Consider the following 12,388-nt stretch of genomic DNA (forward strand, 5'->3'; position numbering starts at 1 on the left):
GATAATTTCTACGCCTTTATAACTACACAAACGTCGGAATATTTCTCCCAAACTACTTCGATATTGATTATAGATGATTTTTCGTCTATACTTAGAGGTGAAGACAATGTGGTATTTACACAGCCACTTTGTATGTGATAAACTATGTGCCTTTTGTGCCATACTTTTCTCCTCTCGCTTTACAATAGGCTTGAACACCTTTATTGTATCGCGTTTGGAGTTTTTTTGGTACAACCTTCGTCGCACACCCGCATAGCGGGTGGTTTATTTGTCACGCACCTTACGGAGCGTGACGGACTAAAAGTCACATAATGAATCAGGCTAGCTCCAACAGTCTGAGAATAGACTGTTGGAGCTGGGAGATAGGACGAACCTTGTTCGTTTCGATATGAGCAGATAGAACTCTGTCACTTTATTATTGTCAAGTGACAGGCTGGAAACCTCCACTGGAGCTTTCCACTCATCAAATCAAGTCAACAACGGCTGAGTTTGATTTTCGAAGAGTATTATTTCATGATTACAAACTTCATCATCGGATAGTTAACAGCCACTTGAACGAAAATATTGACCCAGTTGGCTGCTGTCTGTGCCCAACCCAAACTCAAACCCCATGATGTAAAAAGCTGAGTAGTATAAGGTGGTAGCACAATGGACAAAATTCCTGCAACTAGAACAGTTAAGATATACCAATGGAGGGTCTTGGAAATATCATTTTCTGCACCAAATACCAACTTCCTTTGGACGATATAGTTGACAATCTGTGCCGCTACATAGGCCAAGAGGAAGGAGAGAAAGCCGTTCAAACCGCCATTTTCTACAGAATAGTGAAAGATAAACCAGTCAAATGGCTGACTTGACAAGGCTGTAAAGAGGAAATTTGTTGACAACCACAGAACACAGAAATTTGTGATGGTCGCTATGTTTGATAACACATTAAACTTGATAAATTCCCACAAGTCTGGGTGTTTGGCAATCCATTCTTTCATACTGTCTCCTATGCAAGACAAGGGGGACCCCCCTTGCTATGCTGCGTTTTTTTCTTCTTTTTTCTTACCTGTCAACTTGACAAGACCGAAACCTGTCAATCCGATGAGGGCAATATTGCTTGCTACTAAAGCTACAATCCACCATTTCGTTTTTGGTTTGTAGATGTCAAAGGCTGCAGAATGAGTAACGGTGTACAAGATATTTTTGCTTGCTTGACGAAGTGCTGCAACACCTTCTTCTGTACCTGTTGATGCTGCTGTAGGGAGGCTTCCCATAGGTGTCAACATGAGGTCACCGCCATTGCGGATAGCTTGGTCTGGACTCATGTAATCCTTACCTGCAAAGTCTGTGATCACCATCCCTTTGAAGCCCCACTCGTCACGAAGGACAGTATTCAAGAGGTCGCTATTACCCCCTGCCCAGAGGGTACCAATACGGTTAAAGGATGACATAATAGCAGTTGCTCCGCCTTCTTTGACAGGAATTTCAAAGGCTTTCAGATAGATTTCACGGATAGCTTGTTCATTAGACCATGTTGCAACTCCATCACGGTTATCTTCTTGGTCATTGAGAGCAAAGTGTTTTGTAAAGGTATAGACTCCATTTTCAAGAGCTTTTGCTACCAGTGAGCTTGCCATTTTACCTGAAATCAGTGGATCTTCTGAATAGTACTCGAAGTTACGACCTGAAAATGGTGAGCGGTGGATGTTCACAGCTGGGGCATATAGACCAACGATACCATGTGCCAATGCCTCTTTGGCAAAAGCATCACCCATTTCTTCAGCCAAGTCAGTATTCCAAGTAGAAGCAACAACGACTTCTGAGTTATATTGAACACCTTTGATACCTTGGAAGATACCGTTGATACCAGCAGGGCCGTCCAAGTCAACAACAGCTGGTTTATCGATTGATTTGACTGCTCCTGTTGCATAGCCTCCGTAACCAATCAAGTTGACCATTTCATCAACAGACATTTGAGCAACGAGTTGTTCCCAACGCTCGTCATCATAGTCTGCACCAATCAAATCAACCAAACGAAGTCCGTTATCTTCTGTTGTCACCGTATCAATCGGTGTTTCTGAAGATTCGTCAATACGGAAGTTCGAGCGATCAACCTCAGCAGCAATTTGCTCACTAGCTTCTTTATCTTTTGTACGTTCAGTTGGCAAAGTACTTTCCCAGTCCGCACGGGTGACATACTTGACATCGCCAACAGCGTATTCAAAGGCGTTAGTTACCTCAGCCTTGTCAGATGAACGTTGCTTCAAGACTTCCTTGCTGTCAACTGTGTAGGTTTCTGAATCCAATACATCATGAGCATTATTCATGAGTTTGATTTGGTAGTCACCTTTATCCAAAGTGTAGGCTTTTTCAGTCTTTTCATCGTAAGATGCCATGTCATCACGGTCGAAAGAAATTGTCATTTCTTCACTTTGTCCTGGTTCAAGTACATCTGTCTTGTCAAAGCCAGCCAAGACAACATGGGATTTTTCAATGCCTCCTTCGGTATATGGAGCAGTGTAATAAACTTGTGCAACTTCTTTACCAGCTACATCACCAGTGTTGGTTACCTTGACATTGACCTCAATCTTGTCACCATTCTCTTTCATACTGGTGATTTCTTGATCAAATGTTGTATAACTCAAACCGTAGCCAAATGGATATTGCACTGTTGCATCGTAGGCTGCCTCATCTACTTGACCAGTTGCATTGTCAATAAAGCGAGTTTCATAGTAACGATATCCTAGATAGACGCCTTCTTGGTAGTTAACAAATTTGTAGTTAAAGGTCTGAGGCTCTTTTGCTCCCCATGGAGTATCTTCATAAGTAATATTTGTATAAGAGAAGTCCCCTGTATTCCAGTAGGTTGGGTTGGTTTCCAAGTCATAGGCATAGGTATCGACCAAGCGACCAGACGGGTTGACATCTCCTGCCAAGACATTGGCTACACCGTTCAAACCAGTTGAACCTGGTCCTCCAATCCATAGAGCTGCATCGACACCTGCATCTTCCAAGAAGCCAAGTTCCATAGCATTTGAAGAGTTGACCAATACAACAACTTTGTCAAAGTTTTCAGTCACAGTTTTCAGCATAGCCTTCTCAACATCTTGAAGTTCAAGATAGTGCTTATCCTTGTCACCTTGTTGGTATTCTGCCATATTTTGTGGAAGGTCTGCACCCTCACCACCGTTACGAGAAATGACCACCAAGGCTGTATCGGAGAAGTTCTTCGCGTTTGTTAGCAATTCATCTGTGTATTTGTCTTGAGTTGGCTCATAGATATTGTAATCTCCACCATTAAGAGAGAAGATGTTAGTACCTTCTTTTTCTGGTAGGTTTTCTGTGTAGAAATCAGTCAATTCACTATTGACTTCAAAACCAGCATTTTCAAGACCTTGTTGCAGATTAACGTTTTTAGACTCATCCGCAGCACCTGAACCAGATCCTCCGTAAGTAATGGCTACAGAAGAAATACCAAAGACATTGACCTTAGATGATTTTTCAAGCGGTAGGGTCTGATTTTTGTTTTCAAGCAAGACAGTGCCTTCTTCTTGAATGGTTGTTACCAAAGATTTAGAAACCTCTTCTGCCTCAGCTATTTTTGTCTCATCTGCATAAGACGGCGCAAAATAGGTGTCGATTACATTGACAAACATATTGACAGCATAGTTGGCACCAATGATTATTACACCTAACAATGCCAAAAGTGAAGTAAAGATTTTTGATTTTTTGGGAACAAATGCCTTATTCTTCACACCTTTGTAAATATAGTATGCGAATAAAGCTACGACTGCTAAACTAGCACATATTAAAACAATCTTTGCAATCCCTGCCGCATCCCATGCTTGATAGGAACTAGCATAATCTTCCGCAAATACCGTTACTCCGACATTTCCCATGAGAGTAACTAAACTTGCTAAACCAAGTTTTTTCCAAGCCTTCATAAGACTTCCTCCTAAACGTTTCGGCTTTCATGTAAGCCTTTTCTTTTTCTTGAGTCCACTATATCAATTAACATACTTAATGAAAACCCTTTCTTCATAATCTGTCATTTAACCTTCATAATTTGTAAATTGAGAAAAATAATCCTACTCTTGCTATTTTATCATTTGATTTTTCTAAAATATAGCTAACAATTTCATTTTAATTTTGATATACTGATAGAAAATAAAAGGGGGTACTTTATGAAAATCGCGATTGTAGAAGATCAAAAAATCGAGCAAGAGAGACTGTCCAACTACATCAAAACCTACTGCCAGAAAGCTGGGATTGCAGTGGAAATCAGCTGTTTTAACGACGGTCTCCATATCACTAGTGACTATCAAAAACAATTTGACCTGATTTACCTAGATGTCGAGATGGAAATTATGGACGGGATGACCACCGCTCAAAAAATTCGGTCTGTGGATAAAGATGTTCTCATCGTCTTTGTGACCAATCATTCCCATGTCGCCATTCAGGGTTATTCTGTTGAGGCCATTGACTTTCTTCTCAAACCACTGAGCTCCTTTGTCTTTGAGGAACATTTTAAAAAAATTCTTAGAAAATTACCCGATAGCCAAGAGAAACAAAGTTTGTATATAAAAAGCAAGCAATCCACTGTAAAACTCTATCAAGAAGATATTGTTTACCTAGAAAGTCAAGGACATCAGGTTCACATCTACACAGTTGACGGTGACCTAACGATTACCCATAATAGTCTCAAGAATCTCGAAGCCATGTTAGACAGTAAATTGTTTGTACGAGCCCACTCCGCCTATATCATCAATCTATCCCACGTTCAAAAAGTGGAAGGTAGCCTTGTTTACGTCACAAATACAGCCTTGCCGATTAGCCGCCCAAGAAAAAAAGAATTTATGACAGCTCTAACCAACTTCATCGGAGATAGCCTACTATGATCAATTTCCCTGATATTCCGCGTTTCTATACTGCTCTAACAGAAAGCTTGGCCTGCCTACTGATCTGTTCCTCGCTTGTTTTGTCTGAAAAATGGTCACGCAAACAGGTACGCATCCTCCTGATTTTCCTCATACAAATCTTACTTCAACTATTGGCTGGCAAACTCCCCTTGCTCTTTTGGACTTTGGGAATGAGCATCAATATCGCTTGGATGTTTGTTTCCATTCGATTGCTTGGAGTTATCCACAAGAGGACTAGTCTCTATTTGACAGCAAAAGCCTTTATCATTGCCGAATTAGTAGCCTCCATTACTTGGCATCTCTACTGTTTGACGATTTATCAACAACCTGTGGATAACTTGTGGACACAAGGGGTATTTCTGTTGATAACTTCTCTGCTGTCTTACTGGCTCATCTATCTACAAGATAAAAAAGTTCGCTTAGAAGAATTGGATAAATTCATTGAGCAGCGAGATGTGACGGTAGCCGTCTTTACAACCTTATCTATCTTTGTTCTCAGTAATATTGGCTTCATCCTCTCAGGCACGCGCCAATTTCAAGACTCGACCAGCATTTTCATTCTTCGGACAACCGTCAATCTCTCTGGTCTTCTGCTCCTATTTACCCAAGAATCTCAACAATACGATCGCTATTTACGACAGGAATTGACTTCTATCAATAATATGTTCCAACTTCAATACAAGCAATACCAAGCCTATCGTGAAAACAGTGAGATTCTTGACCGTAAGGTCCATGATTTAAAGCATCAACTGGCCATCATTCAGCAAGAATCGGATAAAACCAAAAAGGAGCAATACCTAGCTGAAATGAGCGAGGTGATCCAGACCCTTGATGCCAAGATTGAAACAGGAAATCCCGTTCTAGATACCATTCTCAGCCAGAAAAATTATTACTGTTTGCAAAATGGAATCAACTTTACCTGTATTGTTCAGGGAGAACCCCTCCATTTTATGGATGTAATGGATATTTCAGCTCTGTTTGGAAATGCCATTGACAATGCCATCGAGGCTGTTGAAAAAATAGATAATCCTGAACAACGCTTGATTACTTTAAAGGTTGCCAGCCATCAGCAATTTCTCATCATTCGATTAGACAACTACGATACTTCTTCACTAGACTTATCCACAGGACAGCTCCCTGAAACCTCAAAAACAAATAAGGACTACCACGGATTCGGTCTTAAGAGTATGGAGTATGTTGCCAATAAATACGGTGGCAGTCTCACACTTAGCAAGGAAGATAATTGGGTGCAACTAAAAATCATCCTCCCCTTACAAGCATAAGAATAGAAAAATCCCGTTTAAAAGCGGGATTTTCTTTCTATTCGTCATTTAGAAACCGTCACTTGCTCCACATCTCGACCTTGACTCCGTTTTATAATCACATCAAGATAATCAGCCAAGAAACTTCTCGGTGATGCCGCTTGCAAGGTCTGATAGACTTGGCTTGGAAATACCGTCTCATCAAGCCAAGTCTGGTCCAATTTTTCTCCTGAAAAATAAGCACGGTTGGCCGGCATGATAAATTGTGAAATAGCATCCGCTGTCTCGCCATCATACCACCGTTCATCGTTCAACACATTGTGGACCATGATGTCACTGGTATTGTCAAAGACGGTTTGTAAGTACTTTACGTGATTCTGCAAATTTGGATCACTAGGTTGGTGCTTTTCTGCCCACGAAGCCATATCAAGTTGAGTTTTTTGATAGCGAATGCTTGTATCATCAAGGATCAGTTGGCCGATAACAGCTGGATAAATAGAAAATGCTCCATTGACCACTTCAGTATAGCTGACTTGCCCCAAGTCTTCTTCAACAATATTCTGAGAATGAGTGTGTCCCGAAAAACCAAATTGAATGCCATATTGATTGAACAAGGCCTTCAAATCGGCAGCATTATCCAAAGTATAGCCTTTTGAGAGCATGGCATGCTGTTGCAAGACATTGTGATGGACAACAGGTATCAAGCTCACTCCAGCTTCCTTGGCTGCCTGAAGCTGTACATCTATCCAATCCAAGGTCTCTTTTTTGATACGTCCATTGGTTGGAGGAGCTCCTTTGCCGTAGCCGTCAGAGTAGATGTTACTGTCTATCATCAGAAACCATGCATTGGAAAATGGCTTAGCCAGATAGCTCAATGAGGCTTGATCACGACTGCTGGCTTGTTGATAGCCATGATTGTCAAATATATCTGAAAATTGCTGAGCGGTGACCTGATCCGTCACTATCTGCTGATCTCCCTTAAAGGCCCTAGCCCAGCCACTGGCAATATCATGGTTGCCAGGAATGACCAAAACCTCCGTTCCTTTTTCTTCAATCTGGGTAAAATACTGCGCCAATTCAACCATGCTCTGCTTTTCACCATTGAGAGTCAAATCCCCACTGACTAGTAACAAGGACGGTTGCTCACGCTCAACCTGCTCAACCAAGGCCTCCATCCGCTCTTTTCCATAACGTAAATCCTTGCCAACAGCTGTTTTTTCGATATAAGAAAAAGCCTCTCCATCATCAAATAAATCCTGTGACAAATAATGCAAATCTGTGATAATCCAAATTTTATCTTGGTCTCTTAATTCAGCCTCGACATAGGATTGCTGACGCTGGCCAGTAATAGCAGACCAAATCAAAAGAATGGCTGCAATAGCTCCTAACAATAATACTATTTTCTTCTTCATACCTTAAAAGTATATCATCTTAGATGAATGACGACAATACAAAAAGAGGAGTTAGACTGTAGCCAACCCCTCATATTAAAATTTATTTCTTAGCAAATCCAGCTGCTTGTTCACCAGCCTGACGACCAAATACGATAATGTCTGCTACAGCATTACCACCAATACGGTTTTGACCATGAACACCACCAGTTACTTCACCAGCAGCATAAAGGCCAGAAATTGCTGAACCATCTGTTTTCAATACTTCAGTATTGGTATTGATTTTCACACCACCCATTGTATGGTGAACACCAGGTGCAACTTTAATCGCGTGGTAAGAACCAGTATTCAAAGCATGGTCCATACCTGATGTACGACCAAATGCCGCATCATTCTTATCTGCTACAGCCTTGTTCCAAGTATCAAGTGTTGTTTGAAGTGTATCCGCAGGTAGGTCAATTTCTTTAGCCAAATCTGCAAGTGTAGCACCCGTTTTTACAAGACCTTTTTCTTCGTATTGAGCAATAGCTTTCACACGATCTTTCAAGGCATCATCAAAGATAACATAAGCATAGTTTGGCTCTAAGCTATTGATAGCCGCAGAAACTTTATCACGAGTTTCCAATTCGTTAACAAAACGCTCACCTTTTGAGTTGACAAGGATAGCACCCTCGCCACGAACTGCTTCTGTAATCAAGTAAGAAGTTTCTTGCTCAACACTTGGGTGAATTTGGATTTGTTCCATATCAACAGTTGCTGCACCTTCTGATTCAGCAAGCGCAATACCGTCACCTGTTGAGCCTTCTTGGTTAGTTGTAACATAACCTTTCAATGCTGGGTTTAATTTAGCAACCATTTCCAAATCTGCACCGAAACCACCAGTCGCCAATACAACTGCTTTAGCTGAGATTTTCTTAGTTTCACCAGCAATCTTCACTTCAACACCTGTCACAGCTCCATCCTTGTCTTGGAGTTTTGTAACATCTGCATTGACAAAAATTGGTACTTCACGTTCAACAAGATTGTGGTAAAGACCATTTACCAAGTAGCCACCAACAGCTGAACCATCTGCAGGACGGTGGGTACGTTTCTCGCTCATACCACCAGTTGTAGTTAGGTTGCTAAGAGTGATCCCCATTCCATCCAACCAGTCAATTGCACCAGCAGAGTTATCTACAAGATAACGAAGCAATTCAGGATCGTTTGTCCCTTTACCACCTTTAAGCGTTTCTTCGTAGAATTTATCGTTTGAATCAGCAATACCTTCCGCTTCTTGGAATTTAGTCTGTGAAGCATTCATACCAGCTGATGATTTAGCCGTATTACCACCGATAACAGGCATTTTCTCCAAGAGAGCAACACTAGCACCAGCGTCTTTAGCTGAGATAGCTGCCGACATACCTGCACCACCTGAACCAACAACGATAACATCATAGCTATCTTTCAACTCAGATGGATCTGTATACACTTTCTCAGATGCACCTGAAACAGCTTCTTCTGATGAAGAAGAAGTCGTAGATGATGAAGATGTAGCTGTCTTTTCAGACTTACCTCCACACGCCACTAAAAACAAAACAGCAAGTAGACTCATCAACAAGCCTAACCAAGCTTTCTTTTTCATATAAACCTCCAATTTTTATCTGATATTAGTATTATACAAGATTGTGAAATGTTTTTCAATCTGTTTTGAAATATTTTTCACAAACATGAACAAAAAAATGTATGATATTCGATTCATACATTTTTAAAACTATTTACTGCCCTTGAAGAGCTAAAAAATTCTCTATTTCGGATAGCGTTGCTTGACTCCCTTTACGAAGTATTCCAGATAATTTACCCGATTTATAATAGGTTAAGCTAGGAACCGTAGCAAGACCTTGACTCTGTCGAAATTGTTGTATTTTTCCAGTCGGATCCAACTCGCTATCTAAATAGTAGATAGTCGCATGTGACTGTTCTACTGCCTCTGTTAATTTAGGAACAAAATCACGACAATAAGGGCATGTCTCACGACCTATGTATAATATAAATTCTTCCTCGTCTTGGACCTTTTGCTCCACTTCATCTATCGAAATAGCCTGATAACTCTTGACAGCCTTCACGTAGTCTGATTCATTCGGTGCAGCCGCTGATTGAGATAGAAAGAATGCCCCACCTACGACCAAAATAGTCAATACCACTAGCAAAGAATACTTACGCCACATAATCCCTCCTCAAATACAGACAAAAAGCCCTTGTAAATAGGGCTTTTAAAATATCGATACAAATCTTAGAGCATTTTGTTGTAGAATTCTACGACAAGAGCTTCGTTGATTTCTGGGTTGATTTCGTCGCGTTCTGGCAAGCGAGTCAATGAACCTTCAAGCTTTTCAGCATCGAATGATACGAAAGCTGGACGTCCAAGAGTTGCTTCAACAGCTTCAAGGATAGCTGGAACTTTGATTGACTTCTCACGAACTGAGATCACTTGACCAACTTCAACGCGGAATGATGGGATATCAACGCGTTTGCCGTCAACAAGGATGTGACCGTGGTTTACGAATTGACGTGCTTGACGACGAGTAGTTGCCAAACCAAGACGGTAAACAACGTTGTCCAAACGACGCTCCAAAAGAAGCATGAAGTTGAAACCAAGAGTACCTTGTTTGATTTTAGTAGCTTGTACGAACAAGTTACGGAATTGTTTCTCACCCAAACCGTAAGAGAAACGCAATTTTTGTTTCTCAGCCAATTGCAAACCGTATTCTGACAATTTAGAACGGTTGTTTGGTCCGTGTTGACCTGGTACGTAGTTACGACGTGCCAATTCTTTACCTGTACCTGTCAATGACAAGCCAAGACGACGAGCTTGTTTCCAAGATGGTCCTGTATAACGTGACATAGTTATGTCCTCCTAAAATAAAAATTTCCGTCATTTCGTTTCACTTTTATTACGTCGTTAAGTCGGCTTGGCATACCTCAGTATAGCCTGCCCCTCCTTGCCTAGTACTAAAAGGAAACAAAAAGACTTGTTTATAGGAAATAACGTTTTAAGCAAACCTGATTCGTGCAGGAGGCCTTCATCGAAACAGCAACGATTACTCTTCTTGCTGACCTTCTGTTGACGAGCTTCATTTTGCCCTGCTGTTATTTCGCACAAAGATTAGTATAGCACAAAAAAAAGGCTCTGTAAAGCCTTATATAGCGATTAATCCAAATAATGAATCAAAATCTTTTCTGTCAAAATGTCTGAGTAAGTATAAGATTCCACAAAGGTATTGTTTGGATCTTCAAATTCAACGATAAAGAGAGACTGATAAACCTCCACAATACGCCCCTGCTTATTCTTCTCACGCTTACGACCATTTTCAAGGGTCAACTCAACAATTTGTCCCTCATGGTCTTTAATATCTTGTTTGATTTGCTTCATTTTAGCAACATCTGTAAATGCATCACTCATTCTCTATCCATCCTCTCTCTTGGAAATACTTGCAAATTTATTGTATTCTTTTTGGAACATCAATTCCACGGTACCACGCGCACCGGAACGGTTTTTCTCGATGATGACTTCAACCGTATTATTGGGAATACCACCGTCTTCCTGCTCACCGCGCTCATAATAATCATCACGATACAAGAAGGCAACAATATCCGCATCTTGCTCGATAGACCCAGATTCACGAATATCAGACAGAACAGGTCTCTTATCCTGACGTTGCTCAACTCCACGAGACAACTGACTGAGGGCGATAACTGGTACTTTCAATTCCTTTGCCAAAATCTTCAACTGACGGGAAATCTCAGAAACCTCTTGTTGTCGGTTTTCACGACCTGTTCCCGTAATCAATTGAAGATAGTCAATCAAGATCAAGCCCAGATTGCCCGTTTCCTGAGCCAACTTACGTGAACGCGAACGAATCTCTGTAATCTTGATACCTGGTGTATCATCAATATAGATACTAGCCCGAGCCAGGTTAGCTTGAGCCACCATGTACTTATTCCATTCTTCCTGCGTTAAATGCCCCGTACGAATAGCCCTCGAATTGATAACTCCCTCAGAAGCGAGCATACGGTCAACCAAGCTTTCTGCACCCATCTCCAAAGAGAAGATGGCAACTGTCAAACCCAGTTTTGTACCGATATTTTGTGCAATATTGAGAGCAAATGCCGTCTTACCAACCGCAGGACGAGCGGCAAGAATAATCAACTCTTCCTCATGCAGACCCGTTGTCATGGCATCAAGAGCAGGATAACCAGTTGCAATCCCTGTAATATCCGACGTCTGCTTAGCACGAGTTTCAAGGTTGTCAAAGTTGATATTCAAGACATCATCAATCCGCTTGAAACCACTTCGACTGGCTCCCTCACTGACATCAATCAAAGCTTTTTCAGCATTGGCAATAATGTCATCTGAACCATCCGCACCCTCATAAGCCTGATTAACTGCATCCGTCAAACGGGCAATCAGTTTACGAAGATTAGACTTTTCAGCAACAATCTTGGCATAGAATTCCGCATTGGCTGCCGTCGGCACGGAACTAATGATTTCAGCCAAATAGGCCAAGCCACCAATATTTTCCAAATCACCATGGTTCACTAAATAGTTACGCATGGTAGTCGCATCAATTGCCTCATTTCTATCAGAAAGAGCAATCATAGCTTTAAAAATTAGCTTATGAGCATGTTTGAAAAAATCTTCAGCTTCGATGTATTCACGAACGAAGACCAGCTTGCCTTCATCAAGGAAAATAGCTCCTAATACCGATTGTTCAGCTAGAATATCCTGCGGTTGCACCCGCAATTCATCCAACTCTGCCAAGATCTCACCTCCTCACTGGCTAGATAAATA

General features: G+C 41.2%; 11 protein-coding genes. 2 read left to right on the plus strand and 9 right to left on the minus strand.

The window, feature by feature from the left end:
* The 3 genes from K5Q34_RS07405 to K5Q34_RS07415 all read right to left on the minus strand — a co-directional run.
* Positions 1–162 (minus strand): transposase (locus K5Q34_RS07405; protein ID WP_221864799.1); only part of this gene is annotated, 162 nt, incomplete at its 3' end.
* Positions 163–506: 344 nt separating this feature from the next.
* The gene (locus tag K5Q34_RS07410; protein WP_114866972.1) at positions 507–986 is read right to left on the minus strand and encodes a GtrA family protein; all 480 of its coding nucleotides are present in this window, start codon (positions 984–986) and stop codon (positions 507–509) included.
* Between the two features lie 36 nt (positions 987–1,022).
* Positions 1,023–3,932, minus strand: coding sequence for a glycoside hydrolase family 3 C-terminal domain-containing protein (locus K5Q34_RS07415; protein ID WP_221864783.1), 2,910 nt, complete (start codon positions 3,930–3,932; stop codon positions 1,023–1,025).
* Positions 3,933–4,172: 240 nt separating this feature from the next.
* Here K5Q34_RS07415 and K5Q34_RS07420 point away from each other — a divergent pair, with 240 nt between their 5' ends.
* Positions 4,173–4,886 (plus strand): LytTR family DNA-binding domain-containing protein, encoded by a 714-nt coding sequence (locus tag K5Q34_RS07420; RefSeq protein WP_221864784.1) that lies wholly within the window; start codon positions 4,173–4,175, stop codon positions 4,884–4,886.
* On the plus strand, positions 4,883–6,190 hold the full coding sequence (locus tag K5Q34_RS07425; RefSeq protein ID WP_221864785.1) for a sensor histidine kinase: 1,308 nt from the start codon (positions 4,883–4,885) through the stop codon (positions 6,188–6,190). The genes K5Q34_RS07420 and K5Q34_RS07425 overlap by 4 nt, the downstream gene beginning before the upstream one ends.
* Positions 6,191–6,234: 44 nt before the next feature.
* Here the strand turns inward: K5Q34_RS07425 and K5Q34_RS07430 are convergent, their stop codons facing one another.
* From K5Q34_RS07430 to dnaB, 6 genes are all read right to left on the minus strand, one after another.
* Positions 6,235–7,581, minus strand: a complete 1,347-nt coding sequence (locus K5Q34_RS07430) for a metallophosphoesterase (RefSeq protein ID WP_221864786.1) — start codon at positions 7,579–7,581, stop codon at positions 6,235–6,237.
* 82 nt (positions 7,582–7,663) lie between these two features.
* On the minus strand, positions 7,664–9,181 hold the full coding sequence (locus tag K5Q34_RS07435; RefSeq protein WP_221864787.1) for a flavocytochrome c: 1,518 nt from the start codon (positions 9,179–9,181) through the stop codon (positions 7,664–7,666).
* A gap of 133 nt (positions 9,182–9,314) precedes the next feature.
* Complete coding sequence (locus K5Q34_RS07440) at positions 9,315–9,764, minus strand: thiol reductase thioredoxin (protein ID WP_105136723.1); 450 nt, start codon at positions 9,762–9,764, stop codon at positions 9,315–9,317.
* A gap of 65 nt (positions 9,765–9,829) precedes the next feature.
* Positions 9,830–10,441, minus strand: a complete 612-nt coding sequence (gene rpsD / locus K5Q34_RS07445) for a 30S ribosomal protein S4 (RefSeq protein WP_024407736.1) — start codon at positions 10,439–10,441, stop codon at positions 9,830–9,832.
* Positions 10,442–10,747: 306 nt separating this feature from the next.
* On the minus strand, positions 10,748–10,999 hold the full coding sequence (locus K5Q34_RS07450) for a Veg family protein (protein WP_002938218.1): 252 nt from the start codon (positions 10,997–10,999) through the stop codon (positions 10,748–10,750).
* 3 nt (positions 11,000–11,002) lie between these two features.
* Positions 11,003–12,358 carry a replicative DNA helicase gene (gene dnaB, locus K5Q34_RS07455; RefSeq protein ID WP_002938217.1) on the minus strand — a complete coding sequence of 452 codons (1,356 nt, stop codon included), beginning with the start codon at positions 12,356–12,358 and terminating at the stop codon, positions 11,003–11,005.
* Positions 12,359–12,388 lie beyond the last annotated feature (30 nt).

This window comes from Streptococcus sp. 2018110 (genome assembly GCF_019754115.1).
Lineage (GTDB): Bacteria > Bacillota > Bacilli > Lactobacillales > Streptococcaceae > Streptococcus > Streptococcus hashimotonensis.